31 protein-coding genes and 2 tRNA genes are annotated in these 26,681 nt (G+C 69.1%); 14 read left to right on the plus strand and 19 right to left on the minus strand.

Features of this window, described 5'->3' with window-relative positions:
* Position 1: 1 nt before the first annotated feature.
* Positions 2–310, plus strand: coding sequence for a hypothetical protein (locus TTH_RS02560; RefSeq protein WP_011172574.1), 309 nt, complete (start codon positions 2–4; stop codon positions 308–310).
* A 2-nt stretch (positions 311–312) separates the two neighbouring features.
* Positions 313–609: a hypothetical protein gene (locus tag TTH_RS02565; protein ID WP_011227975.1), complete on the plus strand. Its 297-nt coding sequence runs from the start codon at positions 313–315 to the stop codon at positions 607–609.
* Here the strand turns inward: TTH_RS02565 and TTH_RS02570 are convergent.
* Both TTH_RS02570 and TTH_RS02575 read right to left on the minus strand, forming a co-directional pair.
* The gene (locus TTH_RS02570) at positions 582–920 is read right to left on the minus strand and encodes a hypothetical protein (protein ID WP_008631771.1); all 339 of its coding nucleotides are present in this window, start codon (positions 918–920) and stop codon (positions 582–584) included. The genes TTH_RS02565 and TTH_RS02570 overlap by 28 nt on opposite strands.
* Entirely contained in the window at positions 913–2,355 is a 1,443-nt protein-coding gene (locus tag TTH_RS02575) for an ATP cone domain-containing protein (protein ID WP_024118965.1), read from the minus strand. Before TTH_RS02575 ends, TTH_RS02570 begins: the two co-directional genes overlap by 8 nt.
* 85 nt (positions 2,356–2,440) lie before the next feature.
* Between TTH_RS02575 and TTH_RS02580 the strand changes: the two genes are divergently transcribed.
* From TTH_RS02580 to TTH_RS02590, 3 genes are all read left to right on the plus strand, one after another.
* Positions 2,441–2,515: transfer RNA gene (locus tag TTH_RS02580), tRNA-Cys, on the plus strand.
* An 8-nt stretch (positions 2,516–2,523) separates the two neighbouring features.
* A tRNA-Val gene (locus tag TTH_RS02585) sits at positions 2,524–2,600 on the plus strand.
* 40 nt (positions 2,601–2,640) lie between these two features.
* On the plus strand, positions 2,641–3,030 hold the full coding sequence (locus TTH_RS02590; protein WP_011227977.1) for an NADH-quinone oxidoreductase subunit 15: 390 nt from the start codon (positions 2,641–2,643) through the stop codon (positions 3,028–3,030).
* A gap of 2 nt (positions 3,031–3,032) precedes the next feature.
* Here the strand turns inward: TTH_RS02590 and hemW are convergent, their stop codons facing one another.
* The 10 genes from hemW to aceB form a co-directional block, all read right to left on the minus strand.
* Positions 3,033–4,130, minus strand: coding sequence for a radical SAM family heme chaperone HemW (gene hemW, locus TTH_RS02595; RefSeq protein WP_011227978.1), 1,098 nt, complete (start codon positions 4,128–4,130; stop codon positions 3,033–3,035).
* The gene (locus TTH_RS02600) at positions 4,123–4,521 is read right to left on the minus strand and encodes a HEPN domain-containing protein (protein ID WP_011227979.1); all 399 of its coding nucleotides are present in this window, start codon (positions 4,519–4,521) and stop codon (positions 4,123–4,125) included. The genes hemW and TTH_RS02600 overlap by 8 nt, the downstream gene beginning before the upstream one ends.
* Positions 4,511–4,828, minus strand: coding sequence for a nucleotidyltransferase domain-containing protein (locus tag TTH_RS02605; protein WP_011227980.1), 318 nt, complete (start codon positions 4,826–4,828; stop codon positions 4,511–4,513). Before TTH_RS02605 ends, TTH_RS02600 begins: the two co-directional genes overlap by 11 nt.
* Positions 4,829–4,832: 4 nt before the next feature.
* A complete protein-coding gene (locus TTH_RS02610; protein ID WP_011227981.1) occupies positions 4,833–6,053 on the minus strand; it encodes a glycerate kinase type-2 family protein in 1,221 nt (406 codons plus the stop codon).
* The gene (locus TTH_RS02615; protein ID WP_011227982.1) at positions 6,038–6,430 is read right to left on the minus strand and encodes a type II toxin-antitoxin system VapC family toxin; all 393 of its coding nucleotides are present in this window, start codon (positions 6,428–6,430) and stop codon (positions 6,038–6,040) included. Before TTH_RS02615 ends, TTH_RS02610 begins: the two co-directional genes overlap by 16 nt.
* Positions 6,430–6,690, minus strand: coding sequence for a type II toxin-antitoxin system VapB family antitoxin (locus tag TTH_RS02620; RefSeq protein ID WP_011227983.1), 261 nt, complete (start codon positions 6,688–6,690; stop codon positions 6,430–6,432). Before TTH_RS02620 ends, TTH_RS02615 begins: the two co-directional genes overlap by 1 nt.
* A 32-nt stretch (positions 6,691–6,722) precedes the next feature.
* Positions 6,723–7,979, minus strand: a complete 1,257-nt coding sequence (glcF, locus tag TTH_RS02625) for a glycolate oxidase subunit GlcF (RefSeq protein ID WP_011227984.1) — start codon at positions 7,977–7,979, stop codon at positions 6,723–6,725.
* 4 nt (positions 7,980–7,983) lie between these two features.
* On the minus strand, positions 7,984–9,027 hold the full coding sequence (locus TTH_RS02630) for an FAD-binding protein (RefSeq protein WP_011227985.1): 1,044 nt from the start codon (positions 9,025–9,027) through the stop codon (positions 7,984–7,986).
* Positions 9,014–10,396: an FAD-linked oxidase C-terminal domain-containing protein gene (locus TTH_RS02635; RefSeq protein ID WP_011227986.1), complete on the minus strand. Its 1,383-nt coding sequence runs from the start codon at positions 10,394–10,396 to the stop codon at positions 9,014–9,016. Before TTH_RS02635 ends, TTH_RS02630 begins: the two co-directional genes overlap by 14 nt.
* A 61-nt stretch (positions 10,397–10,457) precedes the next feature.
* The gene (aceB, locus tag TTH_RS02640) at positions 10,458–12,020 is read right to left on the minus strand and encodes a malate synthase A (RefSeq protein WP_011227987.1); all 1,563 of its coding nucleotides are present in this window, start codon (positions 12,018–12,020) and stop codon (positions 10,458–10,460) included.
* 98 nt (positions 12,021–12,118) lie between these two features.
* Between aceB and TTH_RS02645 the strand changes: the two genes are divergently transcribed.
* From TTH_RS02645 to TTH_RS02655, 3 genes are read left to right on the plus strand one after another with little or no spacing between them, the layout of a single operon-like run.
* On the plus strand, positions 12,119–12,877 hold the full coding sequence (locus TTH_RS02645) for an IclR family transcriptional regulator (RefSeq protein ID WP_014630030.1): 759 nt from the start codon (positions 12,119–12,121) through the stop codon (positions 12,875–12,877).
* Between the two features lie 42 nt (positions 12,878–12,919).
* Positions 12,920–13,621: a heat shock protein transcriptional repressor HspR, fused homodimer type gene (hspR, locus tag TTH_RS02650; protein ID WP_011227989.1), complete on the plus strand. Its 702-nt coding sequence runs from the start codon at positions 12,920–12,922 to the stop codon at positions 13,619–13,621.
* Positions 13,622–13,680: 59 nt separating this feature from the next.
* Positions 13,681–14,979 (plus strand): dipeptidase, encoded by a 1,299-nt coding sequence (locus tag TTH_RS02655; RefSeq protein WP_011227990.1) that lies wholly within the window; start codon positions 13,681–13,683, stop codon positions 14,977–14,979.
* A 22-nt stretch (positions 14,980–15,001) separates the two neighbouring features.
* Here the strand turns inward: TTH_RS02655 and TTH_RS02660 are convergent, their stop codons facing one another.
* From TTH_RS02660 to purE, 5 genes are read right to left on the minus strand one after another with little or no spacing between them, the layout of a single operon-like run.
* A complete protein-coding gene (locus TTH_RS02660; protein ID WP_011227991.1) occupies positions 15,002–15,331 on the minus strand; it encodes a tRNA-binding protein in 330 nt (109 codons plus the stop codon).
* Between the two features lie 40 nt (positions 15,332–15,371).
* A complete protein-coding gene (locus TTH_RS02665; RefSeq protein ID WP_024118974.1) occupies positions 15,372–16,508 on the minus strand; it encodes a phenylacetate--CoA ligase family protein in 1,137 nt (378 codons plus the stop codon).
* Between the two features lie 53 nt (positions 16,509–16,561).
* Entirely contained in the window at positions 16,562–17,617 is a 1,056-nt protein-coding gene (locus TTH_RS02670) for a glycoside hydrolase family 130 protein (RefSeq protein WP_011227993.1), read from the minus strand.
* Entirely contained in the window at positions 17,614–18,723 is a 1,110-nt protein-coding gene (locus TTH_RS02675) for a 5-(carboxyamino)imidazole ribonucleotide synthase (RefSeq protein ID WP_011227994.1), read from the minus strand. Before TTH_RS02675 ends, TTH_RS02670 begins: the two co-directional genes overlap by 4 nt.
* A complete protein-coding gene (gene purE, locus TTH_RS02680; protein ID WP_011172593.1) occupies positions 18,720–19,214 on the minus strand; it encodes a 5-(carboxyamino)imidazole ribonucleotide mutase in 495 nt (164 codons plus the stop codon). The genes TTH_RS02675 and purE overlap by 4 nt, the downstream gene beginning before the upstream one ends.
* A 48-nt stretch (positions 19,215–19,262) precedes the next feature.
* Between purE and TTH_RS02685 the strand changes: the two genes are divergently transcribed.
* Both TTH_RS02685 and TTH_RS02690 read left to right on the plus strand, forming a co-directional pair.
* Positions 19,263–20,219, plus strand: a complete 957-nt coding sequence (locus TTH_RS02685) for a sodium-dependent bicarbonate transport family permease (protein WP_011227995.1) — start codon at positions 19,263–19,265, stop codon at positions 20,217–20,219.
* Between the two features lie 3 nt (positions 20,220–20,222).
* Positions 20,223–20,525, plus strand: a complete 303-nt coding sequence (locus tag TTH_RS02690; protein WP_011227996.1) for a P-II family nitrogen regulator — start codon at positions 20,223–20,225, stop codon at positions 20,523–20,525.
* Positions 20,526–20,550: 25 nt separating this feature from the next.
* On the opposite strand, the gene TTH_RS02695 is transcribed toward TTH_RS02690, so the two are convergent.
* The gene (locus TTH_RS02695; protein WP_011227997.1) at positions 20,551–21,087 is read right to left on the minus strand and encodes a DedA family protein; all 537 of its coding nucleotides are present in this window, start codon (positions 21,085–21,087) and stop codon (positions 20,551–20,553) included.
* Positions 21,084–21,776: a TerC family protein gene (locus tag TTH_RS02700; RefSeq protein ID WP_011227998.1), complete on the minus strand. Its 693-nt coding sequence runs from the start codon at positions 21,774–21,776 to the stop codon at positions 21,084–21,086. Before TTH_RS02700 ends, TTH_RS02695 begins: the two co-directional genes overlap by 4 nt.
* Positions 21,777–21,974: 198 nt before the next feature.
* On the opposite strand from TTH_RS02700, the gene TTH_RS02705 reads away from it, so the two are divergent.
* From TTH_RS02705 to TTH_RS02720, 4 genes are read left to right on the plus strand one after another with little or no spacing between them, the layout of a single operon-like run.
* Positions 21,975–22,310 (plus strand): metal-sulfur cluster assembly factor, encoded by a 336-nt coding sequence (locus TTH_RS02705; RefSeq protein ID WP_024118979.1) that lies wholly within the window; start codon positions 21,975–21,977, stop codon positions 22,308–22,310.
* An 18-nt stretch (positions 22,311–22,328) separates the two neighbouring features.
* Complete coding sequence (locus tag TTH_RS02710; RefSeq protein ID WP_011172599.1) at positions 22,329–24,059, plus strand: NAD-dependent malic enzyme; 1,731 nt, start codon at positions 22,329–22,331, stop codon at positions 24,057–24,059.
* A gap of 4 nt (positions 24,060–24,063) precedes the next feature.
* Positions 24,064–24,945, plus strand: a complete 882-nt coding sequence (locus tag TTH_RS02715; protein ID WP_011227999.1) for a DNA double-strand break repair nuclease NurA — start codon at positions 24,064–24,066, stop codon at positions 24,943–24,945.
* Positions 24,942–26,672, plus strand: a complete 1,731-nt coding sequence (locus tag TTH_RS02720; protein WP_011228000.1) for an ATP-binding protein — start codon at positions 24,942–24,944, stop codon at positions 26,670–26,672. The genes TTH_RS02715 and TTH_RS02720 overlap by 4 nt, the downstream gene beginning before the upstream one ends.
* The last annotated feature ends 9 nt before the right edge of the window (positions 26,673–26,681 follow it).

The raw sequence follows: 26,681 nt of genomic DNA on the forward strand, positions 1-26,681 counted from the left end.
CATGGCCGAGCGCGCCCGCAAGAAAGTCCCCGAGCCTTTTCCCGGGGCCTACTACCTGGCCGGGGCCATCACCGTCGCTCTGATGCTCCTCTTCCTGGCCCTGGGGGCGAGCCTGCCCCCGGGGGTGGCGGGGTTTCTCGTGGCCTTCGTCCTGGGCCTCACCGTGAGCCCCAGGTACGTGCCCTTCTTCCTCCTGGCCGGGGTCTTCTCGGCGGTCATGGGCTTTTTGGGGCGCGAGCCCCAGGTGGCCTGGGGGGGTGTGGCCCTCGTCCTCTCCCAGCTTGTGGTGCGCCGCTTCGTGAAGGACTGAGGATGGGTCCAGACCGCCTCTCCCAGGCCCTCTCCCTCCTCGGGATCGCGGGCTACGTCTACTTCCTCTGGTTCCGCCCGAACCAGGAAGGCCTCGCCCTCGCCCTGGGCCTCGCCCTCGGGGGGGCGGCGGTGGCCTACGGGGAAAGGCCCTTCCTCGTTCCCCTCTTCGCCGTGCTTTACGGGGGGATCCTCTTCCTCCAGCTCTTCTACGGCCACCCCTGGGCCTTCCTCCTCGGGGGGCTTTTGGGCGCCGGGCTTCCCTACGCCTTTTACCGCTTGCGGAAACCCAGGAGGTAGAGGAGGAGGCCGAGGCCGAGCCCCTCGGTGAGGCCGGGGAGGTAGGGGAGGAGTTCGCGCACCTGGAGCTTGGCGTAGAGGAGAAGGGGCCAGGGGAGGAGGCTCCAGGCGAGGAGGGGCTCCCCGTAGCCCGCGGCGAGGAAGAGGCCCGCCCCGAGGCCCCGGAGGTAGGTGAGCCAGCCCGAGCCCCACTCGTTCTGGTAGACGAACCAGAGGAGGTTGGCCCAAAACCCTAGGGCGAAGAGGGGGGCGAGCCGCCTCAGGCGGAAGGCCACGGCGAGGAGGAGGGGGAAGAGGAGGGGTTCAAGCATGGGCCTCCTCCAGCCTCTGCCCCTGGGCCTCGAGGTAGGCCACCAGGACCTCCAAGGCCTTCTCAATCCCCTCGTCCAGGTCCTCCCCCGGGATCACGGGGATCCCCTCCTCCCGGGCCCAACGCAGGAGGTGGTTTTGGATGAGGCGGATCTCCTCAAAGTGCTGGAGGTAGCGCTCCTTGGGCCGGGCGTGCCCCGTCTCCCGGTCGCGGAGGAGGAAGCGGTCCCGGTGCAGGTTCTCGTCCTGCACCGCCACGAGCATGGGGATGGTGAAGACCCGGTCCTGGTAGGGGTGCTGCAGGAAGCGGGGCACCACGTGGACCCCTTCCAAGACGATGGAGGTGCCCTCCAGGGCGCTCCTCTCCTGGATGGCCTTGAGGCCCACGGCCACCTTGGCCACCTGGTCTAAAAACCCCCGCATCACCTGGACCTCGTAGCTTTCCCCCTCGAGGCCGAGCCCGGGGGAGAGGGCGCGCCAGGCCTCAAAGGTGGAGAGGTGGAGGGTGGGGAGGAGGTCCTTGGAGAGGGAGACGCGGAAGACCTCCCTGACGGCGTCCGAGGGGACGATGTGGGTGATGCCCAGGCGGTAGGCCAAGGCCGAGGCGAGGACGCTCTTGCCCACCCCCGTGACCCCCCCGATGAGGATGTGGACGGGCCGGGGTTGCTTGCGCAGGCTCCGCAGGATCAGGTAGCGGCGGGCCATCTCCTCCCCCGCCTCCCGGAGGAGGGCCTGGTGCACCCGCCGCCTCAGCTCGTCCCGGCGGATGACCTGGACGCCTTCCCGGTGGAGGGCCACCTCCATCTCCCGCGCGAGCCGGAAGGCCCGGTCGGGGGAGAGGCCGATGGCCATGAGGGACTGGGCCAGGATGCCTTTGGAAAAGGGGACCCTGGGCGCCCCCGGGGCCTCCTCCACGAAGAGCTCCCCGGCGTAGAGGAGGCGGGCCCGGTAGCGCTCCCCCGCCTCGGGGCCGTAGAGGCGCCGGGCCTCCTCGGCCACCACTTTTTCCAGCCGCTTGGCGGGGATACGGCGGACGCCCTCCAGGCGGAGCCGCCTTTCCACGGCCTTGGCCAGCTCGTGCGCCTCCCTGAGGGAGAAGCCCGCGTCCTCGAGGCTCCGGGTGAGGAGGCCCTTGGAGAAGGGGCGTTGCTTTCTGCCCTCCACCACGAAGATCTCCTCAAAGGGGAGGGTCTGCTTGGCGAGGAGGCGGGCCTTCTCCGGCCCAAGCTCCCGCTCCACCTCCTCCAGGAAGATCCGCCTCAGGGTCCGGGGCGTCACCCCGCCCTTGCGCCTGAGGCGCTTGAGCCGCTCCTCCACCGTGTGGGCCAGGGCGTGGGCCACCTCCGTGGGGACCCCCAGGGGAAGGAGGGCCTCCACCAAAAGCCCCTTGGAAAGGGGCCAGCGTCCGCGGCGCAGGCGCACGAAAACCTCGTCCACTAGAGGGCATGATACCACTTTTCCCGCTGGCAACGGGTTTTTCTTGACACCCTTTGGGGCTTCGTGCTACCATACCTTACGGCTTGGCGCCGTAGCCAAGTGGTAAGGCAGAGGTCTGCAAAACCTCCATTCGCCGGTTCGAATCCGGCCGGCGCCTCCAGAAAACGCGGGCGCGTAGCTCAGGTGGCTAGAGCACTACCTTGACACGGTAGGGGTCGGTGGTTCAAGTCCACTCGCGCCCACCAAGGTGCCCCGGGGACCGCCCCGGGGCCTTATACTTGAGCCATGAGCGCGTCTTCCGAGCGCGAACTCTACGAGGCCTGGGTGGAGCTCCTCTCCTGGATGCGGGAGTACGCTCAAGCGAAGGGCGTGCGTTTTGAGAAGGAGGCGGACTTCCCCGACTTCATCTACCGCATGGAGCGTCCCTACGACCTCCCCACCACCATCATGACCGCCTCCCTCTCCGACGGGCTTGGGGAACCCTTCCTCCTCGCCGACGTCTCCCCGAGGCACGCCAAGCTCAAGCGCATCGGCCTCCGCCTTCCCCGGGCCCACATCCACCTTCACGCCCACTACGAGCCGGGAAAGGGCCTGGTCACGGGGAAGATCCCCCTCACCAAGGAGCGCTTCTTCGCCCTGGCGGACCGGGCGCGGGAGGCTTTGGCCTTCGCCTAACCCTAAAGCGCCTCCCAGAGGGCCAGGACCACCCGGTGGAGGAGGGGAAAGGCCTTCGGGGTGGGAAGAAGCCTTTTCCCCAGGACCTGGAGGAGGCCTTCTTGGGCGAGCTCCACCGCCCTCCCTTGGAGGAGGGGGAAGAGGGCGAGCCCCGTCCTCTCCTCCACGGCCCCCACGTCCACCCCTTCCCGGAGCCTTAGGCCCAGCATGAGGCTTTCCTTGGCGTGTTCCAGCGGGGAAATGGCCTCCTCCTTCGGGGCCTCCCCTCGGAGCCAGCGGGGAAGGGGCGGGGCCGTGCGCCTCAGGGCGTAGGCCCCCCCTTCCCCCGGGTACTGCCCCGTGGCCGCAGGGCCCAGGGCGAGCCAGAAGCCCGCCCGCCAGTAGACGAGGTTGTGCCGGGCCTCCTCCCCTTCCCTGGCGAAGTTGGAGACCTCGTACCGGAAAAGCCCCGTTTCTCCCAGCACCTCCTCCGCCCGCTCCATGGCCCAGGCCTCCCGCTCGGGGTCTTCCTTTAGGCCCAGGAGGGCGAAGGGGGTGCCCTTCTCCACCTGGAGGGTGTAGGCGGAGACGTGCCCCACCCCGAGGCGGGCCGCCTCCTTCAGGTCGGCTTCCACGTCCTGCATGGGAAGGCCCAGGATGAGGTCTATGGAGACGCGAAAGCCCCATTCCAGGGCCATCTCCACCGCCCTAAGCGCCCCCTTCCTCCCGTGGGCCCGCCCCAGGAACTTGAGGACCAGCTCCTGGAAGCTCTGCACCCCCAGGGAGAGGCGGTTCACCCCGAGGTCTTGGAGGAGCCGGAGGCGGCCAGGGGAGAGGGTCCCGGGGTTGGCCTCCAGGGTCACCTCGGCGCCCTCGGCGAGCGCCCAGGGAAGGCTTTGGAAGAGGGCCACAAGCTCCCGGTCCCTTAGGTAGCTCGGCGTCCCCCCGCCCAGGTAGAGGGTGCGTAGGGGTTTGGGGAAGCGCTCGTGGAGGGCTTGGGCCTCTTCCTTCAGGCGCCTTAGGTAGGCCTCCACCCACCCCGGCCCCCGGCGGACCACGTGGAAGTCGCAGTAGGGGCAGAGGGTGGGGCAGAAGGGGACGTGGACGTAGAGGCTAGCCACGGCTGCTTTTTAAGACCTCCTCCACCCAGGCCACGGCCCGCTCCGCGAGCGCGAGAGCTTCCCTCCAGTCCTCTTCCGTGGCTTCCGGGAGGTCCCCTGGGTAGCGGCTGGCGACGGCAAAGGGGTTGAGCCGGACAAGGGCTTCCAGCTCTAGGGGCACGGGGATACGGGGGCGGATCAGCTCCAGGAGCCTTTCCAGGTCGTGGGTCTTGGGAAAAGGTATGCCTAAGGCAACCAGAAGAGCTTTGAGGGCCTTTTCTGCAGCCTGTTGCGCGTCAAAGCAAGGTTCTTCCCAAAGGACTTCAGGGCTTATTCGCCCGGCTCGGGCCCGGGCCAGACTGCTCTTGGCCCGGACGAGCCAAGCCAAGGGATCTGTGGCTTCACGGGGCATAGAGCACCCGGCCTTCCCTCAGGACCTTGGGGTAAAGGGTGGCCCAGGCATCCCGGTACTTTTCCAGGTCCTCCGCGGTGGCCAGCAGGAGGTCCAGACTGAAGCCCCGTTTGGCCTTGCTCACCGCCAGGTAGAGGTCCTTCCACACCCGCATGGTCTTGTACTCGGGAGGCACCACCACGAGGAGGTCGTAGTCGCTCTCTGGGCGAGCTTCCCCCCGCGCCCGGCTGCCGAAGAGGATGACCTTTTGCGCCGGGACGGTCTTGAGGATGGCCTCGAGGACCGGGGCAAGCTCCGGGTACTCCACCCCCTCAGTCTACAAGGAGGAGGCGGAAGTCGTTGAGGTTGGTCCCCGTGGGGCCGGTTTTAAGAAGGGTTCCCGCCTCCTGGAAGAAGCCGAGGCTGTCGTTTTCCTCCAGGAAGGGCCTGGGGTCTAGGCCCTTTTCCCACACCGCCGGGGTGAGGAGGGCCCCGGCGGCGCCGCTATTTCCGTCCAGGCCGTCGGAGTCTGCGGCGAGGGCGTAGAGGGGGGTTTTGAGGTGGGCGTAGAGGGCGAGGAGGAACTCCAGGTTCCGCCCGCCCCTTCCCCTTCCCACCACCCGCACCTGGGCCTCCCCTCCGGAGAGGAGGAAGAGGGGCTTCCTAAAAGGCACCCCGTGGGCGCGGATGGCCTCTATGAGCTCGGCGTGGAAGCGGGCGAGGGCCCTCGCCTCCCCCCCGAAGCGGTCGGAGAGGACCGCCGCCCGGAAACCCCGGGCCCGCAAGAACCTTTGCGCCGCCCGGAGGAGGTGGAGGTTCGTCCCCACGAGGCGCCAGGCGAGGCGCCTTAGGGCGGGGTCTTGGGGCTTTAGGGTCTCGGGGAGGCGCCCTTCCACCCCCTGCCGGAGGACGGCCCGGGCCCCGGGGAAGGCGAGGCCGTAGCGGTCCAACAGGGCGAGGGCCTCGGCGTAGGTGGTGGGGTCCGGGTGGAAGGGGCCCGAGGCGATGACCGAGGGGTCGTCCCCCGGCACGTCGGAGAGGAGGAGGACGTGGACCTTCGCCCTGGTGGCGAGGAGGGCTCTTCCCCCTTTGATCTGGGAGAGGTGCTTGCGCACGGCGTTCATCTCGTGGATGCTCGCCCCGCTTTTGAGGAGGGCCTCGGTGAGGGCCCGCTTCTCCTCCAGGGAGATCCCCAAAGGGGCGCACCACAGGGCGCTTCCCCCGCCCGAGAGGAGGGCCAAGACCCGTGCCCTCGGGGAAAGGCCCTGGAGGAGGCCGAGGACCTCCTCGGCCGCCCGGACGCTCTCCTCGTCGGGGACGGGGTGGCGGGCGAAGACCGCCTTGAGCCCAGGGGCCTTTTGCCCCTTGGGCAGGGTGAGGTGGTAGGGGACCTCTCCGTAGCGGTCCAGGGCGGCCTGGAGCATGGGGGCCGCCGCCTTCCCCACCGCCAGGACGAGGTCCGGCCGCCAAGGGGGGAGGTGTTTTGCCGTGAGGCGGTAGGGGTCCGTGGCCTTCAGGGCCTCGAGGAAGGCTTCCTTCAGGAGGGCTTCCACGCCAGGTCCGTCCGGTCAAAGCCCTGGCCCTTGTAGAGGAGGGGTTCCCCCTCCACCCGGGCCAGGGCGTAGCTCAGGCAGTCCCCAAAGTTGAGCCCGGCGGGGTGCTTGCCCCGCCCGTAGCGCCGGTAAGCGGAGATGGCCTCCCGGGCATGCCTTTCGGTGAAGGGCACGATCTCGGCCTGGAGCTCGGTTAGGAGTTCAAAGAGAAGATGCACCCGCTCAAAGCCCAGCCGGGCGCCCAGGACGATCCCCGCTTCGGCCAGGGTGGGCGCGGCCACCTTGTGGGGGCGGGTGCGCCGGAGTTGCTCCAGAAGCTCCTCGTACCCTTCTTCCCGGAAGAGAATGCCCAGGAGGGCGGAGGTGTCCAGCACCATCAGTACCCCTCCTTGCCGTACCCCAGGATTTCTTCCTCCTCTTCCTTGGAGAGCCCCTTCCCCAAAAGCTCCGGCGGGATCTGGGGCCAGACCTCCTCCTCCAGGAAGCGGATCACCCGGTCAAAGCTCCGCTTCCTCTGGAGTTCCCTAAGGCGCATCTCCAGGGCCTTCCTTACGGCCTCCGTCTTGGTTTCTCCGGCGAGGCGGGCCACCTCCTCCGCCAGGCGCTCCACCTCCTTGTTGCGAATGGTGAGGGCCATGCTTTAAGCATGGCTGCAGGAAGATATGCACGTCAAGCCAGAGGGTCCTTTCCCTCGTAGAGGAGGGCCAGAAGCTCGGCGGTGTGAAGCACGGGGAGGTCCAGGTAGGCCTGGATCTGGGTGAGGCAGCCGATGTTCCCCGTGGCCACGAGGTCCGCCCCCGTGGCCTTGAGGTTTTCCGCCTTCCTCCTTCCCAGGGCCTCGGCGATCTCCGGCTGGAAGAGGTTGTAGGTCCCGGCGGAGCCGCAGCAGAGCTCCCACTCCCTGGGTTCCAAGACCTCGAGGCCCGCCGCCTGGAGAAGCCTTCTTGGGGCCTCCCTCACCCCCTGGGCGTGGGCCAGGTGGCAGGCGTCGTGGTAGGCCACCCGCAAGGGGCGCCTGGGGGGTGGGGGCGGGGTGAAGCCCAGCTCGTCCAGGAGGACGCTCAAGTCCTTCACCTTGGCGGCGAGGGCCCGGGCCTCCTCCTCCTCGGGCTCCCCCCGGAAGAGGAGGGGGTACTCCTTCATCCCCGAGCCGCACCCGGCGGCGTTGGTGACCACGTAGTCCACGTCCCGGAAGGCCTTCAGGTTCTTCCGGGCGAGGGCCCGCGCCCCCTCCTTGTCCCCGGCGTGGAGGTTGAGGGCGCCGCAGCAGGCCTGCTCCGGCACCGCCACCACCTCCACCCCGTTTTCCTGGAGGACCCGGATGGTGGCCTGGTTGATGGAAGGCCTCAAGACCCTCTGGGCGCACCCCAGAAGGAGCCCCACCCGCGCCCGCCTCTCCCCCTTGGCGGGGTAGACCTCCCCGTAGGGGGCCTCCTCGGGAAGGCGGTCCGGGAGGAGGGCGAGGGGGGCCTTCAGGGGCTTGGGAAGGGGAAGGGGCCTGAGGAGGGGCTTCAGGCCCGCGCCGAGCTTCGCCAGGGGCCGGAAGCGCTCCGGGTAGGGGAGGGTGCGGAGGAGGCCCAGGCGGAAGACCCTTTCCAAGGGGAAGCGGTGCCGCTTTTCCTCGCTCCACAGGCGGAAGGTGGCGATGAGCTCGCCGTAGGGGACGCCGCTTGGGCAGGCGGTGACGCAGGCCTGGCAGGCGAGGCAGCGGTCCAGGTAGGGGAGGGCTTCTTCCAACCCCAGGTTCCCCTCCAAGACCTCCTTCATGAGGAAGATCCGTCCCCTGGGGGAGTCCATCTCCTCCTGGAGGACCACGTAGGTGGGGCAGGTGGGGAGGCAGAAGCCGCAGTGGACGCAGGCCTCAACGGCGTGGGCCATCACCTCCCCCTCCTTGCCCAGCTTTTCTACGGGGATTTGGTGTTGCATGCTCTCACCCTAAGGGAAAGCGGCCTTTGGGGTCCAGGGCCTTCTTGACCCCGGCGAAGAAGGCCCCTTGGGGCTCGGGGAAGAGGGGCGCTTCCGCCCCCCTTAGCACCAGGTGGGGAAGCCCCGCCTCCCTTAGCGCCTTTAGGCCCTCCTCCGTGGTTCCGGCGTAGAGCACCTCCCCGCCGTCCAGGTAGCGCCTTGGGCCCAGGGGGAGGGCCTCGAGGCGGGGGATGAGGTGGGGCTTGGCGGGAACCTTGACCCAGACGGGGCTTCCCTCCAAAAAGCCGAGGTCCCGCACCGCCTCCCAGTGGGCCTCGTCCTCCGCCAGAACCTCCCCCTCCCCGAGGAGGTCTTGGAGGCGCTTGAGGCGGGCCTCCACGCTTCTTTCAAACCCTCCGAGGCGAAGCTCCAAGGTGGCGGGGGGAATGAAGTCCAGGGCGAGGAGGTCTAAGGGGAGAAGCCTAAGCCTTTCCAGGTCGGCGAGGGCCTCCTCCAGGCCTTCCCGCCGCACCCTGAGGGTGCGCGTGGTCCGGGGCCTGGGGAAGACCTTGAAGGAAAGCTCCACCATGACCCCGAAGGCCCCCAGGGCGCCCACCATGAGGCGGTGGAAGGGGAAGCCCGCGGCGTTCTTCACCACCTTGCCCCCGCCCCGCACCACCTTCCCCTCCCCGTCCACGAAGCGCACCCCGAGGAGGAAGTCCCTCAGGCCCCCATAGCGGTGGCGCAAGGGGCCGGATAGCCCCGCCGCCACCGTTCCCCCCAGGGTGGCCCCCTTCCCCGCGAGGGGCGGGTCAAAGGGCAGGTACTGGCCGTGGGCCCTTAGGGCCTCCTCCACCTCGGCGATGGGCGTCCCGGCGAAGGCGGTGAAGACGAACTCCTCGGGCTCGTACGCCAAAAGGCCCCGGAGGCGGGAGAGGTCCAAAAGGACCTCCCCCTCTTTGGGGGTGGAGAGGGCGGGCTTCGTCCCCCCGCCTTGCGCCCGGAGCCGGGGGTAGGCCCGCACCGCCTCCTGGACCTCTTCCGGGCTTTCCGGCCTAAGCGTGGGCACCGGCCACCTCCGGCAGGACCTTGCCCCGGTTGGCGAGGCCCTTGGGGTCCAGGGCCCGCTTCACCTCCTCCATGGCCAGGAGGTCCTCCGGGGCGAACATCTCCGGCATGTAGCCCTTCTTCTCCACCCCGATGCCGTGCTCCCCCGTGAGGGACCCTCCCAGGCGCACGCAAAGCCTCAGGATCTCCCCGGCCAGGGCCTCGGCCCGTTCCAGCTCCCCGGGCTTCTTCCCGTCGTAGAGGACCAGGGGGTGGAGGTTCCCGTCCCCGGCGTGGAAGACGTTGGCCACCCTCAGGCCGTACTCCCGGGAGAGGCGCTGGATCTCCTTCAAGGCCTCCCCGAGCCGGGAGCGGGGCACCACCCCGTCTTGGACCAGGTAGTCGGGGGAAAGCCTCCCCACGGCGCTGAAGGCGGCCTTGCGGCCCTTCCAGATGGCCTGGCGCTCGGCCTCGCTGCCCGCCACCCTGAGCTCCAGGGCGCCGCTTTCCCTGAGGACCCTTTCCAGGACCAGGGCCTCCTCGGCCACCTCCTCCTTAGGGCCCTCCAGCTCCACGATGAGGAGGCCCTCCACCAGGGGGTAGCCGGCCCTCACCGCCTTCTCCGCCGCCTCTATGCTCAGGCGGTCCATGATCTCCATGGCCCCGGGGAGAAGCCCCGCCCGGATCACCCGGCTCACCGCCTCCCCCGCCGCCTCGAGGCTCGGGTAGGCGGCGAGGACGGTGTGGTAGGCCTCGGGCCTGGGGAGAAGCCTCAAGGTGATCTCCACCGCCACCCCCAAAAGCCCCTCCGTCCCCACGAAGAAGCCGTGGAGGTCCGGGCCCACGCCCTCCAGGCTTTCCCCCCCTAAGCGCACCACCTCCCCCGTGGGGGTGACGACCTCGAGGCCCAGGACGTGGTTCGCCGTCATCCCGTACTTCAGGCAGTGGGCCCCCCCGGAGTTGAAGGCCACGTTTCCCCCGATGGTGCTTACGGGCTGGCTGGAGGGGTCCGGGGCGTAGTAGAGGCCGAAGGGGGCGGCCTCCTGGGAGACCTTGAGGTTCACCACCCCGGGCTCCACCACGGCGATCCTGGCCTTGGGGTCCAGCCTCAGGATCCGGTTCATCCGGTTCAGGGCGATCACCACCCCGCCCTCCACGGGGAGGGAGCCCCCGGAGAGGCTTGTGCCGCTCCCCCGGGCCACGAAGGGGACGCCGTATTGGTGGCAAAGCCGCACCACCCCGATGACCTCCTCCTTCCTCTCCGGGAGGGCCACCGCCAAGGGCCTTTTGCGGTAGGCGGTGAGGGCGTCGGACTCGTAGGGGGCGAGCTCCGCCTCCCTCGTGAGGACCCGGCCGGGAAGCAGGGCCTTGAGTTCCTCCAAGAAGCCCACCCTTGACCTCCTTTCCCCTCCACTTTAGGGCAAAAGGGGGGCCCCCACCGCGGCGAGGGGCTCAGTCAATGTAGTCGTAGGCCACCAGGGTCAGGAACTCCACGAACTCCTCGGAGAGGACGAGCTTGTCCAGGATCTCCTCGGCCTCCCGGTAGCGCTCCTTGTCCCGGCCGCCGAGCTTGGCGAGCTCCTCCTCCTTGACCTTTTGGTAAAGCTCCGGGGTAATGGTGCGGCCGTCCTCCAGCTGGGCCCCCCGGTGCACCCACTGCCAGAGCTGGGCCCGGCTGATCTCGGCGGTGGCGGCGTCCTCCATGAGGTTGAAGATGGCCGCGGCCCCGTTGCCCAAGAGCCACTGGTTCAGGTACTGGAGGGCCACGGAGATGTTGTTGCGAAGCCCCGCCTCCGTCACCCTCCCCTCGGGGACGTGGAAGTTCAGGAGGTCCGCCGCGGTCACGTGGACGTCCTCCCGCTTCACGTGCTTCTGGTGGGGCTTGTCGCCCAGGTAGCGGTCAAAGACCTCCATGGCCACGGGCACCAGGTCGGGGTGGGCCACCCAGGTGCCGTCAAAGCCCTGGGAGGCCTCCCGTTCCTTGTCCGCGCGCACCTGCTGGAAGGCGCGCTCGTTCACCTGGGGGTCCTTGCGGCTTGGGATGAAGGCCGCCATCCCGCCGATGGCGTGGGCCTCGTGGATGTGGCAGGACTTGACCAAAAGCTCGGTGTAGGCCTTCATGAAGGGCACGGTCATCGTCACCTGGGCCCGGTCGGGGAAGATGGGGGCGGTGGTGGCGAACTTCTTGATGCAGCTGAAGATGTAGTCCCAGCGCCCCGCGTTGAGCCCGGCGGCGTGCTCCTTGAGCTCGTAGAGGATCTCCTCCATCTCAAAGGCCGCCAGGATGGTCTCAATGAGGACCGTGGCCCGGATGGTGCCCCGGGGGATCTTCAGGTAGTCCTGGGCGAAGTTGAAGACCTCGTTCCAGAGGCGGGCCTCGAGGTGGCTTTCCAGCTTGGGCAGGTAGAAGTAGGGCCCGCTTCCCCGCCTTAAGAGCTCGTGGGCGTTGTGGAAGAAGTAGAGGCCAAAGTCAAAGAGGCTCGCCGAGATGGGCTCCCCGTCCACGTAGACGTGCTTTTCCACAAGGTGCCAGCCCCTTGGGCGCACCACCAGGGTGGCCGTCTTTTCCTTGAGCTTGTACTCCTTGCCCTCGGGGGAGACGAAGTCAATCTGGCGGCGCACGGCGTCATAGAGGTTCTTCTGGCCCCGGATGACGTTGTCCCAGGTGGGGGAGAGGGCGTCCTCAAAGTCCGCCATGAAGACCTTGGCCCCCGAGTTCAAGGCGTTGATGATCATCTTGCGGTCCACGGGGCCCGTGATCTCCACCCGGCGGTCCAGGAGGTCAGGCGGGGCCTCGGCCACCCGCCACGCCCCGCCCCGGACGAAGGCGGTCTCCTGGAGGAAGTCCGGCTTCTCCCCGGCCTTGTACCGCTCCCAAAGCGCTTGACGCCGCTCCAGGAGGGCCTTGCGCACCGGGTTGAACTCCCGGTGCAGCGCCACCACGAACCTCAGGGCCTCCTCCGTCAGGACCTCCTTCAGGAGGGGGTGGTCTTTCCGGATCTCCACGCCCTTCATGGTGGTCCGAGCTTACGGGAGGCGGGGCGGGATTGTCAAGAAGCAAAAAGATTTTTTGTATCTTGAAAAACAGGGCCGCCCCCGTTACCCTAAGCGGCATGGCGCGTCCTCGGGAGAAGCCGCCCCAGGCGGTGAAGACCCTGGAGAGGGGGCTTCGGGTCCTCGAGGCCCTGGCCCAGGCGGGGGAAAGCCCCTTGGGCCCCTTGGCCGAACGGGTGGGCCTCGCCAAGAGCACCCTCTACCGCCTCCTCAGGGCCCTGGCCCAGGCGGGCTTCGTGGAGGAGGAGGGCGGGGTCTACCGGGTGGGGCCCAAGGCCTTCGCCGTGGGCCAGGCCTACCCCAAGCGTTCGCTTTCCCAGGCGGTCCGCCCCGAGATGGAGGCCTTGGCGAGGGAGACGGGGGAGAGCGTAAACCTGGCGGTGCCCCTGGGGCGGGAGGCGTTGTACCTGGACCAGGTGGAGGGGACGAAGCTCGTCCGCCTCTTCACCGCCCCCGGCTCCCGGGCCCCCCTCCACGCCACCGGGGTGGGCAAGGTCTTCCTGGCCTATCTGGGGGTGCCCGAGGGGCTTAGCCTCACGCCTTACACCCCCCACACCCTCACCCGGCTTCCCGACCTCCTCCGGGAGCTTGAGGCGGTGCGCGGGCGGGGCTACGCCCTGGACAACGAGGAGAAGGAGCTCGGGGTGCGGTGCGTGGCCGCCCCCGTCTTCGGGGCCTCAGGGGGCGTGGTGGCCGCCCTCTCCCTCTCCGCCCCCGCAAGCCGCCTCTCCCTGGAGGAGGCCCACCGCCTCGCCCCCCGGGTGGTGGAGGCGGCCCGGAGAGCTTCCCTGCGCCTCGGGTACACAGGCGAGGTATAGTGTTTAAGGATAGAGGGGCTTAGCGGGAGGAGCTAAGGGCTTATGGACAAGGTGGTGGACAAGGACCGCCCCGTGTACGTGATCTCGGTGGCGGCGGAGCTTGTGGAGATGCACCCGCAGACGCTTCGGCTTTACGAGCGGAAGGGTTTGATCAAGCCGAAGCGGTCCAGTGGGAAGACGCGGCTTTACTCGGAGCGGGACATTGAGAAGCTCCGGGAGATCCGCCGCCTGACGCAGGAGCTTGGGGTGAACCTGGCGGGGGTGGAGGAGATCATGCGGCTTCGGGCGGAGCTCGAGGCCCTGCAGGCCCGCTTTGAGGCCGAGGTGGCCAGGCTCAAGGCGGAGATCGGGGACCGCTTCCAGGAGCTGGAGCGGAGGGCCCTGCCCCCGCCCGGGCAGACGGAGAAGCCCTCCCCCAAGGACCGCCCCGTGTACGTGATCTCGGTGGCGGCGGAGCTTGTGGAGATGCACCCGCAGACGCTTCGGCTTTACGAGCGGAAGGGTTTGATCAAGCCGAAGCGGTCCAGTGGGAAGACGCGGCTTTACTCGGAGCGGGACATTGAGAAGCTCCGGGAGATCCGCCGCCTGACGCAGGAGCTTGGGGTGAACCTGGCGGGGGTGGAGGAGATCATGCGGCTTCGGGCGGAGCTCGAGGCCCTGCAGGCCCGCTTTGAGGCCGAGGTGGCCAGGCTCAAGCTCCTCCTCTTGGAGAAGGAGAAGGAGGAGGCCTTGGGCGGGGGCTGAGGGCCCCCCTCTGCGCTCCCCGGTTGCGGGAACGCGGTGCGGGCGTTTAGGGTGTCCTCGTGGACCTCACCGAGCTTTTTGCCTTTCTCTCCATCCCCTCCGTCTCCACCGACCCGGCCCGGCGGGAGGACGTGCGCCGGGCGGCCCTTTGGCTTGAGGAGAGGCTTAAGGCCCGGGGCTTCCGCACCGAGCTCCACGAGACCCCCCTCCACCCCATCCTCTACGCCGAGCGGTTCGTGGACGAGAAGGCCCCCACCGTCCTGGTCTACGGCCACTACGACGTCCAGCCCCCGGATCCCCTGGAGCTTTGGGAGAGCCCGCCCTTCTCCCCGGTGGTGCGGGAGGGCCGGATCTACGCCCGGGGGGCCTCCGACGACAAGGGGCAGCTTTTCGCCCACGTCCTCGCGGCGGAGGAGGCCCCGGTCAACCTGAAGTTCCTGGTGGAGGGGGAGGAGGAGATCGGAAGCCCCCACCTCCCCCCCTTCGTGCGGGCGAACCGGGAGAAGCTCCGGGCGGACGTGGTGCTCGTCTCCGACGGGGCCATGTTCGCCCCCCACACCCCGACCCTCACCTACGGCCTCCGGGGGCTTTGCTACCTGGAGGTGCGGCTTAGGGGGGCGAGGCGGGACCTCCACTCGGGGGCCTTCGGGGGCGTGGCCCCGAACCCCATCCAGGCCCTGGGGTGGCTCCTCGCCCGGCTGAAGGACGAGGGGACGGGGAGGGTCCTGATCCCGGGCTTCTACGAGAGGGTGCGCCCCGTCCCCGAGGAGGAAAAGGCCCTCTGGCCCTCCCTGGACGAGGAGGCCCTGAAGCGGGAGCTTGGGGTGGAGATCCTCCCCGGGGAGGAGGGCTACGCCCCCCTGGAACGGCTTTGGGCCCGGCCCACCCTGGACCCGAACGGCATCTGGGGCGGCTACCAGGGAGAGGGCTCCAAGACGGTGATCCCCGCCGAGGCGGGGATGAAGCTCTCCATGCGCCTGGTGCCGGACCAGGACCCGGAGGAGGTGGCGGACCAGGCCGAGGCCTACCTGAAGGCCGTCTGCCCCCCCGGCTACGCCCTGGAGGTGCGGAGGCTCCACGGGGGCAGGCCCGTCCTCACCGACCCCTTTAGCCCGCCCATGCGCCTCATGGCCCGGGCCCTGGAGGAGGTCTGGGGAAGGCCCCCCGTCTACACCCGGGAGGGCGGGACGATCCCCGTGGTGGCCGAGCTCAAGGAAACCCTGGGGGCGCCCATCGTCCTTCTGGGCCTGGGGCTTCCCGACGACAACCTCCACGCCCCCAACGAGAAGCTGGACCTGGTGAACCTGGAGAAGGGGGTGGAGGTCATAAGGCGCTTCCACCGCCTCCTTGCGGGGTAGGCGCCCCGCCGCGGGGGGGTCTTTAGAACACCTTCCCCCCCAGGGGCACCTCCCGGTCCGGGGCGAGGAGGACCACCCGCCCCGCCTCGTCGGGGACCCCGAGGACCAGGACCTCGGAGAGGAAGCCCGCCACCCGCTTGGCCCCAAGGTTCACGGCGCAGACCACGAGCCGGCCCACCAGGTCCTCGGGGCGGTAGAGCTCCGTGATCTGGGCCGAGCTCTGCTTCACCCCGAGGGGCCCGAGGTCCACCCAGAGCTTGTAGCTGGGCTTGCGCGCCTTCTCGTGGGGCTCCGCCCGGAGGACCCGCCCCACCCGCAGATCAAGGATCTGGAAAGCTTCCAGAGGGGTCATGTCCGCTTTCCCCGCCGCCTTCGGGAGCCCCCGGGGCCCTTCAGAAGCGGCGGTCCACCAGGAGGCCCCCTTCCAGGGTTTCCACCAGCTCCACCTCGTCCACCTTGAGCCCCGTGGCCTTCTGGATGGCCTCAAAGAGGCCGGGGGGGACCTTTTCCGCCTTGAGGCGGAGGACGAGCTTGTCGGTGCCTTCCAGCTTCCTCTCCACCACCACCTGGAAGCCCTTGGGGTCCAGGCCAAACCCCGCCAGGACGGGGGCGAGCTCCGTGGGGTAGAGCTTGACCCCCTTCACCTTCACCATCTGGTCCGTGCGGCCGAAGACCCCGCGGGGAAGCACCGTGAGGCCCTCCCGCCTTTCCGCCACCGCCAGGTCCCCGGTGCGGAAGCGCACCATGGGCATGAGGGTGCGGCTTAAGGCGGTGACCACGAGCTCCCCCTTTTCCCCGTCCGCCACGGGCCTTAAGGTCTCGGGGTCCAGGACCTCGAGGACGGCCATCTCCGGGATCTCCCAGAGCCCGTCCTTTTCGGGCCGCTCCCCGGCCACGATGCCGAGCTCGCTGGTGCCGTAGGCGTCCAGGGCCACGCCCCCCAGGGCCTCCTCCACCCGCTCCCTGAAGCCCGGCACGGAGGTGAAGGGCTCCCCCCCGGCAAGGAGCAAGGGGAAGCGCCCTCCCGCCTGGGCCACCTTCAGGGCGAAGGAGGGGTTGGTGACGAGGACGTCAAAGCCGTAGCGCTCCCCGAGCTCCGCCACCCGCTTCGCCTCCCCGGGCCCGTGGGGAAAGACCAGGTTCCCCGCCCGCCAAAGGGCCTGGTGGAAGAGCCACCCCCCCGCGAAGACGTGGTAGCTGAAGGCCACAAGCACCTTCTTGCCCACGAGGCCGAGCCTTCTGTAGTGCGCCGCCAGGGCCTCGGCCTGGTAGTGGAGGTCCTCCTGGGAGAGGTACTCGGGCATCCAGCCCAGGACGGGGCTTGGGGTGAGGTGCATGAGGCTCGCCCCTTCCGGGGGCTTGGGGTTTTCCCCGAGGTAGGCGAGCCACTCCTCCCGGGTGGTGGGGGGGAGGGAGGAGAGGTCCTTTAGGGTGAGCTTCTCCGGGTCCACGTCGCGGAGCTTCTCCCGGTAGACGGGGTGGGCCTTCGCCTTGGCCACCACTTCTCTGAACCTCGCAAGCCGGTCCACATCCACCTCCTTCGGCTTGGGTGGGATTATACCCTTCGGGCGGGGGCTTGGCGTTAGAGGGGCACCACCCGCTTCAGGACCTCCTCCAGGGGCGCGGTGAAGACCCCGATGGCGTAGTCCCCCACGCCCCCCACGAAGACGAGCTCCTCCCCGTGGAGGAGGAGGCCGTTGCCGTAGAGGGTGAGGGGGCGGTCCCCGTAGCACTCCGCTAGGCCCTGGGGGGCGAGGAGGTAGTGGGAAAGCCCCAAAGGCCGCCCTTCCGGGCTTAGGCGCATGAAGCCGTGGCGGTAGGAAAGGTCGTGGCGGAGGATCCCGTGGTAGGCCACGAGGTAGGTGCCGTCGGGGAGCCTCAGGGCGTTGGTGGACCAGCCCACCTTGTACTCAAAGGCCTCCGGAGCGAGGACGGGCCGGAGGTCGTAGGCCTTGAGGGTCTTGGGGTCCAGCCTGCCCCGCCAGCAGAGGTCGGGAAGGCCCGAGAGGCTGGGCCTGAGGAGGACGTGGTCCCCCTCGAGGAAGGTGGCGTTCTTGGTGGGGAGGTAGAGGGCAAGCCCCGTCTCCTCCCCGGAGAGGCCGATGCGGATGGGGGCCTTCCGCTTGAGCTGGAAGGCCTCGTCAAACTCCGCCAGGGAGAGGATGGCGGTGAAGACCTCCTTGCTGTCGGTGTTGCGGGCGTCCCCCAGCTTCCCCACCCCCGTGTAGAAGAGGGCGTACCCCTCCTCCCGGCGGTGGGCCCGGGCGTCCTCGCACCCCCGCACCGCCTCAAAGAGCTCCGTGGGGTAGAGGAGGATGCGCACGGGGAGGGGCTTGGGGATCCGCCCCGCGAGGAGGTCCTTTAGGGGCAAGGTGGCGTGGCCGATGGCGGAGGCGTAGCTGTAGTACTCAAAGACGAGGCGGGGGAAGAGGTGGACCACCTCCCCCTCCAGCACCGCCCCGGGGTTGAAGACCGCCAGCGGGCGGCGGGGGTAGTTCTCCACGTGCACGTCCTCGGGGCCGATGTACACCCTGCGGGCGAAGAGGTCCTCCGTGTGGGGGCCCCTAAGCCCCCGGGCCCGGCTGAGGAAGAGCCGGGCCTCCTCCTTAAGGGTTTCCTCCAGCTCGGAGATGGTCATACGCGTCCCTCCCAGGGAAGCTCGGAGACCAGGCGCGAAAGCCGCGCGAGGCCTTCCTCCAGGGCCTTTAGGCCGTCCCGCCTCAGGGTGATGTGCCCCACCTTGCGCCCGGGGCGCACCGCCTTGCCGTACCAGTGGAGGTGGGCCCCCTCTACCTTTAGGACCTCGGCGAAGGGGGGCTTTTCCCCGATGAGGTTCACCATGGCGCTTTGGCCCCTGGGGGCGGTGCTCCCCAGGGGAAGGCCCAGGACGGCCCGGAGGTGGTTCTCAAACTGGCTCGTCTCCGCTCCTTCTATCGTCCAGTGGCCGGAGTTGTGCACCCGGGGGGCCATCTCGTTGAAGAGGAGTTCCTCCCCCACCTGGAAGAACTCCAGGGCGAGGACGCCCACGTAGTCCAGGGCCTCCATGGCCCTCAAGGCGTAGGCCTCCGCCTTCTTCTGCAGGGCCTCCGAGGCCCCGGGGGCCGGGGCCAGGGAGAGCCTGAGGATCCCTCCCCAGTGGCGGTTTTCCACCAGGGGATAGAAGGCCACCTCCCCCGTCCGGCCCCGGACGGCGAGCAGGGAGACTTCCCGGTCAAAGGGGACGAAGCCCTCCAGAATAAGCCCCCTGCCCCCCAGGGCCTTCAGAGCCTCTAGGGCCTCTTCCTCCGTGCGCACCAGGGCCTGCCCCTTGCCGTCGTAGCCGCCCCGCCTCGTCTTGAGGAGGGCGGGAAGGCCTACCCGCTTTAGGCCCTCCTCCAGGTCCTCGGGGCCGTCCACGGGGTGGAAGGGAGGGGTGGGCACGCCGAGGCCCTGGAAGAAGGTCTTTTCCCGGAGGCGGTCCTGGGCCACCTCGAGGGCCTTCGCCGGGGGGTAGAGGGGAAGCCTCCCTTCCAGGCGCCTCGCCGCCTCCACGGGGACGTTCTCAAACTCGTAGGTGACGAGGGCAAGCCCCTCGGCGAAGCGCAAAAGGGCCCCTTCGTCCAGAAACTCCCCCACCACGAGCTCCCCCACCTGCCCGGCGCAGGCCTCGGGGGAAGGGTCCAGGAAGCGGAAGGAAAGCCCCAAGGGGTAGCCGGCAAGGGCCAGCATCCGCCCGAGTTGCCCCCCGCCCAGGATCCCGATCACGCCTCCTCCCTGGGGTCGGGGTGGGCGAGGACGGCCTCCGTCTGGGCCTTGCGGTAGGCCTTGAGGCGCTTTAGGATCTCGGGGTGCTTGAGGCCCAGGATGCTTGCGGCAAGCAAAGCGGCGTTCACCGCCCCTGCTTTCCCGATGGCCAGGGTGCCCACGGGGACGCCCGCGGGCATCTGCACGATGGAAAGGAGGGAGTCTAAGCCCCCTAGGGCCCGGCTTTCCACCGGCACCCCGAGGACGGGGAGGGCGGTGTGGGCCGCGGTCATGCCGGGGAGGTGGGCCGCCCCCCCGGCCCCGGCGATGATCACCTGGATCCCCCGTTCCTCGGCGGTCTTGGCGTACTCCGCCATGAGGTCTGGGGTGCGGTGGGCGGAGACCACGCGCACCTCGTAGGGGATGCCCAGGGCCTCGAGGGTCTCCGCCGCGTGGCGCATGGTCTCCCAGTCGGAGCGGGAACCCATGATCAGGCCTACCAACGGCGCCATCGTACCGGATTGTAAAAGCCCTTCCCCCTTTGGTAAAGCGGTGGGGGTATGGACGCGCTGGAGCTTTTGCGCCTCAACCTCCTCTCCCCCATGGTCCTCGCCTACTTCTTGGGGGTCGCGGCCCGGCTTTTAAAGAGCGACCTCGCCTTCCCCGAGGCCCTCTACACCGCCCTTTCCATCTACCTCCTCTTTGCCATCGGCTTCAAGGGCGGGGTGGAGCTTTCCCACACGCCCTTGGCTGTGGTGCTCCTTCCCGCCCTCCTCACCCTGGCCCTGGGGCTTTTCCGCCCCTTCCCCGCCTACCTCCTCGCCCGGCGGTTCCTCCGGGTGGGGCGGGAGGACGCGGCCGCCCTCGCGGCCCACTACGGCTCCGTCTCCGCCGTCACCTTCCTCGCCGCCCTCACCTTCGTCCAGGCCGTGGGGGACGCCGCCCCGGGGTTCATGCCCACCCTGGTGGCCCTCCTGGAGGTTCCGGGGATCGTGGTGGCCCTCCTCCTCGCCAAGCGAAGGGAAGGGCGCCTGGGGGAGGCGTTGCACGAGGTCCTCACCGGCAAGAGCGTGGTCCTCCTCCTCGGGGGGCTTCTCGTGGGCCTCCTTTCCGGCGAGGAGGGGATGAAGAAGGTGGAGGCCTTCTTCGTGGAGCCCTTCCAGGGCGCCCTCACCCTCTTCCTCCTGGACCTCGGGATGGTGGCGGCCTCGAGGCTTTCCGTCCTGCGGCAGGTGGGCCTTCGCCTCGTCCTCTTCGGCGTGGGCCTCGCCCTCTTCCACGGGGCCTTGGGGGTGTACCTGGGCCTCCTTGTGGGCCTCGGGGTAGGGGGGGCGGCGGTGCTTGGGGCCATGGCGGCCAGCGCCTCCTACATCGCCGCCCCCGCCGCCGTGAGGATCGCCCTTCCCGAGGCGAACCCCAGTTTGTACCTCACGGCGAGCCTCGCCGTCACCTTTCCCTTTAACCTGGTCCTGGGGATTCCCCTCTACCGCGCCTTGGCGGTCCTTTGGGGAGGTTAGGCCATGGACCTGGTGCCCTTGAAGCTCGTGACCATCGTGGCGGAAAGCCTTCTGGAAAAGCGGCTCGTGGAGGAGGTCAAGCGCCTGGGGGCCAAGGGCTACACCATCACCCCGGCGAGGGGGGAGGGCTCCCGGGGGATAAGGAGCGTGGACTGGGAGGGGCAGAACATCCGCCTGGAAACCATCGTGAGCGAGGAGGTGGCCCTGAGGATTTTGCAAAGGCTTCAGGAGGAGTACTTCCCCCACTACGCCGTCATCGCCTACGTGGAAAACGTCTGGGTCGTCCGTGGGGAGAAGTACGTGTAGGGCCACCCCGAGCCGGCGTGGGGCCCTACCCGGCGCTGTAGGGGCGCCGGGAGAGGAGAAGCCCAATCCCCCCGAGGAGGAGAAGCCCTAAGAGGATGGCCCAAAGGGGGAGGTGCTGCCCCAGGAAGTAGCCCAGAAGGAAAAGCCCCTGGGTCCAGAGGAGGCTTCCCAGGGCCACCAAGGGGAGGAAGCGGGAGAAGGGGAAGCCCCAGGCCCCGAAGAGGAAGGGCGTGAGGGTGCGCACCCCCCCGATGAAGGGGGCGAGGAGGAGGAGGAGGGGGCCATAGCGGAGGGCGAGGCGCTCGCCCTTTTTCCAGAGGTCCTCGGGGAAGCGGCGCCTGAGGGCCTTGCCCCCGTAGCGCCCCAGGGCGTAGCCCAGGAGGTGGCCGAGGAAGCTTCCCAGGAAGAGGAGGGGGAGGAGGGGAAAGGCCTCAAGGCCGCCCTCGGCGGCCAGGGCGCCCAGGGCGAGGAGGAGGGTGTCCCCCCCGGGCACGAAGAGGCCGATGGGAAGGCCCGTCTCCAGGAAGAGGGAGAGGGGGGCGAGGAGGAGGAGGGCGTTCATGCGGGGGCGGGCTTGCGGGTGGCCCAGAGGCTCCCCAGGAGGAGGACGGCGAGGATGAAGAGGCTGAAGGCCTCCTTATCTAGCCCCAGGGCGAGCTCGGGGCGGTGGAGGACCTCCTTGGCGAACTTGTCCCACCCGGCCACGGCGAGCTTCGCCCCGGCGAGGCCCACCACCAGGTAGGCCAGGTGCTTGAACCGGGGGTAGCGGTCCAGGAGGGAGACCACGAAGCTCGCCAGCATCCTGAGGGCGAGGATCCCCAGGAAGACCCCGGTGTAGATGACCCAGAGCTCGTCGGAGATGGCCACGGCCACCAGCACGGAGTCCACGGCGAAGGCCAGGTCCATGAGCTCCACCTGGGCGACCACCTTCCAAAACTGGGCCGCGCTCACCTCCAAGGGCGGGGGGGCGTGGGCCTCCTCGGGCTTCAGGAAGTGCTTGAGGGCGATGTAGAGGAGGTAGGCCGCCCCCAGGGCCTGGGCCCACCAGAGCTGGATGACGAGGCTCGCGAAGAGGAGGGCGAGGCCCCTTAGGATGTACGCCCCGAGGATCCCGTAGAAGAGGGCCTTCCGCCTGAGGTGCACGGGAAGCCGCTGTACGAGGACCCCGAGGATGAGGGCGTTGTCCGCCGAGAGGATCACCTCCAGGACGATGAGCGTGAAGATGGCCGAAAGGGCGCCCGTGAGTTCCACACTCCCACCTCCCAAAAAGAAAGCACCACCGCCAAGCGCGGTGGTCTCGCCCGAGGGCTTTCGCCCTCCCGGCCCCCGGGGCCTTTAGGCCCGTCCTGACGGGGTACCGGCCTTGGGGCTACTCCCCAACCGGACCCAGTATACAAAGGTGAGGCCGTGGGGGGAAGGGGGGCGGGGCTTGGGGCTATACTCAAAGCCATGGACGAGGCCCGGAAGGAGCTTCCCACGAAGGAGCAGGTCCTCGAGGCCCTGAAGGTGGTCTACGACCCGGAGATCCCGGTGAACATCGTGGACCTGGGCCTGGTCTACGACGTGGAGGTCCACGAGAACGGGGTCGTGGACGTCACCATGACCCTCACCGCCATCGGCTGCCCCGCCCAGGACGTGGTCAAGGCCGACGCCGAGATGGCCGTCATGCGCCTTCCCGGGGTGCAGGGGGTGAACGTGGAGTTCGTCTGGACCCCGCCCTGGACCCCCGCCCGCATGACGGAGGAGGGCAAGCGCATGATGCGCATGTTCGGCTTCAACGTCTAGGCGTGGGAGCGTGGCCCCATGCCCATAAGCCGCTACTACGACGTCAAGCGGGACGAGAAAGGCGAGCGCTACCTGGAGCCCTACGTCACGGGTTTTTTGCTCCTTAGGCTTCCCCTCCTCAACAAGGGCACGGCCTTCACCGAGGAGGAGCGCCGCCTCTTGGGCCTCGAGGGCCTCCTCCCCCCCCACGTCCACACCCTGGAGGAGCAGAAGGAAAGGGTCTACCGCCGCTACCGCCTGATCCAAAGTCCCTTGGAGAAGCACATCTACCTGCGCCACCTCCAGGACCGGAACGAGGTCCTCTTCTACGCCCTTGTGGTGGACCACCTGGAGGAGATGCTCCCCATCCTCTACACCCCCACGGTGGGGGAGGCGGTGCGGGAGTTCTCCCACATCTACCGCTACCCCCGGGGCTTCACCGCGAGCACCAAAAACATTGACCGGATAGACGAGGCCCTCCAGAACGTCCCCTTGGAGGACGTGCGCCTCATCGTGGCCACGGACTCCTCCGCCATCCTGGGGATCGGGGACCAGGGCTACGGGGGGATGGCCATCAGCATCGGCAAGCTCACCCTCTACACCGCCGCGGGCGGGGTGGGCCCCGACAAGACCCTCCCCGTGGAGCTGGACGTGGGCACGGACCGGGAGGACCTCCTCAAGGACCCCCTCTACCTCGGGGTGCGGCACCGGCGCTTGCGGGGGGAGGAGTACTTCCGCTTCCTGGACCGCTTCGTGGAGGCGGTGAGGCGGCGCTACCCCAAGGCCCTCATCCAGTGGGAGGACTTCGCCAAGGAGACGGCCTTCCAGGTGTTGGAGCGCTACCGCAAGGTCATCCCCTCCTTCAACGACGACATCCAGGGCACGGGGGCCGTGGCCCTGGCCGGGGTGCTCTCCGCCTGCCGCTTAAAGGGGGAGAGGCTTTCGGACCAGGTGGTGGTGGTCTATGGGGCGGGGGCCGGGGGGATCGGGGTGGCCTGGGCCTTGGTGGAGGGGATGAAGCGGGAGGGCCTCTCCGAGGAGGAGGCCAAGGCCCGGGTCCTCGTCCTGGACTCCAAGGGCCTCCTCGTGGAGGGGCGGAGCATGGAGGACTACAAGAGGCCCTACGCCCAGAGGCCCGAGCGCCTATGGGGTTGGCGCTTTGCCGGGGAGTACCCCAACCTCCTGGAGACCATCACGAACGCCCGAGCCACGGTCCTCCTCGGCCTTTCCGGCCAGGCGGGAAGCTTCACCGAGCCCGTGGTGCGGGCCATGCTGGCGAACACGCCCCGCCCCGTGATCTTCCCCCTCTCCAACCCCACCTCGGCCACGGAGGCCCTTCCGGACGACCTCGTCTACTGGACGGAGGGGCGGGCCCTGGTGGCCGCGGGAAGCCCCTTCCCCCCGGTGGGCTTCAAGGGGCGCACCGTCCCCATCGGCCAGGGGAACAACGCCTTCGTCTTCCCCGGGCTCGGCCTCGGGGCGGTGCTCTCCCGGGCCCGGGAGGTGACGGACGGGATGGTCCTCGAGGCCGCCTACGCCCTTTACGACTACACCCGGGAGCACTTCCCCGAGCGGATCTACCCCCCGGTGGGGCGGTTGCGGGAGGTCTCCCCCTACGTGGCCGCCCGGGTGATGCAGAGGGCCCTGGAGGAAGGGGTGGCGGAGGAGGCTAGGGTCCAGGGGCTTACCCTCGAGGCCCTCCTGGACTTCGTCAAAAGCCGCTTCTGGGAGCCCCGGTACCTCCCCTACCGCCCCGCCCCGGTAATCTAGGGGCATGGCCTGGCGCCTCTTGCGCCTCGAGCCCCTGGGGCTCCAAGAAGGCCCCGCCTCCCCCCCGGAGCCCGGGGCCTTCCGGCTCCTGGAGGAGCCCTGGGAGGCCAAGCGGGGAGGGCAGGCCCCCTGGCCCGAGCCCCTCTACTTCGTGGACGGGAGGGAGCGGGCCGAGGCCCTGGTGGCCCAGGGGCCCCGCCTGGCCCTCCTGGGGTGCGTGGCCGCGGGGGCCGTGGCCCTAAAGGGGGGAAGGGTGGAGGTCCTGGGCCTGAGGGTCCGCCGCGTGGGGGTGGGGCTGGAGGAGGCCCTTTGGGCGGGGGAGCTCGTCTACGAGCCCGCCCCCACTTTGGGCGAGGGGCTTGAGGGGCTACAGGCGGGGCTTCGCGCCGCCCGGGAGGCCCTGGAGAAGGAGGTGGCCGAGGGGCTTGAGGGGGGGCTTCTCGTGGTGGACGGCCCCGTGCGCCTCCTCCGGAAAGGCCCCCTCCTCGGCTACATCAAGACCCACTGGGTCCGCTACCTCCCCAAGGAGCGGGAGGCCCTCCTCGAGGCCCTGGCCCCGGGGGAGCGCACCCCCGCCTTCCGCGTCCACCGGAAGGGGCTGGAGCTCGCGAGCTGGTATGTGCGCCTGCCCCTGCCCCCGGAGGGGCTCCGCCCCCCCTTGGCGGGGCTTTTGCGGGTGGAGACGCCCCTTGCGGGCCCCTTCCTGGAGCTCGCCGACCTCTCCTTGGGGCTTTTCCCCGCCTTGGCCTCCCACCCGGTGAAGGACCCCAGGGCCCCCCAGAACCTCCTGCCCGTGGGGGGGCTGGAGCGGGAGCTTTCCCGCAGGATGGGCAGGCCCGAGGTGGTGGGCCGCATGCTGGCGAGGTACTTAGGAGGTGCGAGGTGAAGCGTATCGGCGTGGTCTTGGGCCGGCGGGAGGCCACCCCCTTGGAGTTCTGGGTGGGGGTGGAGGGGGACGGGCTTTTGCGCCTGGACGACCTGGTGGTGGTGGAGGGCTTCCACCCCCAGGTGGGCCAGGTGCGCTTCTTCGGCATGGTGGACCACGTGGCCAAGGTCCACGAGGGGGAAAGCTTTGACACCGACACCTTCCTCGCGGTGGAGGGCAAGATCCCCGTGAGCCTGGCCTACGTGGCCCACGTGAGCGTGACCCGCATCCTCCCCGAGGAGTTCTTCCCCCCGGACCCGGGCTCCCCCGTGTACCTGGCCCAGGAGGAGGACCTGGAGCTCGCCCTCTACTACGACGCCATGCGCAACCAACGGGGAAGCACCAAGCTCCCCGCCGGGCTCCTTAAGAACGGGGAGGTGGCCTACCTCAACCTGGAGTTCTTAAACGGCGTCAAGGGCGGGCACGTGAACATCTCCGGCATCAGCGGGGTGGCGGCCAAGACGAGCTACGCCACCTTCCTCCTCAAGAGCCTTCTGGAAAGCGGGGTCCTGGAGGACGCCCACCAGGCCAGGGTCCTCCTCTTCAACGTCAAGGGGGAGGACCTCTTCTTCCTGGACAAGCCCAACGCCCGCCTCACCGAGGAGGCGCGGAAGGCCTACGCGCGGCTTGGCCTCCCCGCGACCCCCTTCCAGAGCGTGGCCTTCCTCGCCCCGCCCAAGAAGGCGGGCTACCTCCCGGACGTGGACACCCGGCTGGAGGGGGTGGAGGCCTACCACTGGGACCTGGTCCAGTTCTGCCAGAGGGGCCTCCTCCCCTTCCTCTTCGCCGACCGCGCCGCCATGACCAACCTGGGCTTCCTGGTGGCCCACGTGACGGAGAAGCTCAAGCGCCTCGCCGAGGGGCAGAAGGGCCCCCACCTCCAGGTGGAGGACTGGCCCGGGGGGGAGGCTTCCGAGGGGATGAGCTTTGACCAGCTGGGAAAGGCGCGCCTCAAGAGCTTCTCCGACCTCGTGCGCTACCTGGAGTACAAGCTCCTGGGCCCCGAGACCGGGGAAGGGGAGGGGGACCGGGGCTGGACCGCAAGGCAGGCCAAGGGGACCCTGGAGGCCTTCGTCCGCCGCCTCCGCTCCAGCGTGGAGAACGTGGCCCACCTCGTCCGGGGGGACCGGCCCGGAAGCCCCCCGGACCCCCTTTCGGGGAAGGCCCAGGTGCACGTGGTGGACCTGGCCAAGCTCTCCCCCCAGGCGCAGATGTTCGTGGTGGGAAGCCTCCTCAAGGACCTCTTTGAAAGGAAGGAGCGGGGGCAGTACCGGGGGAGGGTCTTCATCGTCCTGGACGAGCTCAACAAGTACGCCCCCAGGGAGGAGGAAAGCCCCATCAAGGACGTGCTCCTGGACATCGCCGAGAGGGGCCGCTCCCTCGGGGTGATCCTCATCGGGGCCCAGCAGACGGCGAGCGAGGTGGAAAGGCGCGTGGTGGGGAATGCGGCCATAAGGGTGGTGGGCCGCCTGGACGCCGCCGAGGCGGAGCGCCCCGAGTACCGCTACCTTCCCACCTCCTTCCGCCAAAGGGCCCTCATCCTTCCCCAGGGGGCGGTGATCCTCCACCAGCCCGAGATCCCCGTGCCCCTCCTTGTCCACTTCCCTTTCCCCGCCTGGGCCACCAAGAGGGAGGAGGTCCTGGAGGACAACTCCGCCGAGGCCCTGCGCCGGGAGTTCTTCAGGTAGGATGGCCTC

This window comes from Thermus thermophilus HB8, assembly GCF_000091545.1.
GTDB lineage: Bacteria > Deinococcota > Deinococci > Deinococcales > Thermaceae > Thermus > Thermus thermophilus.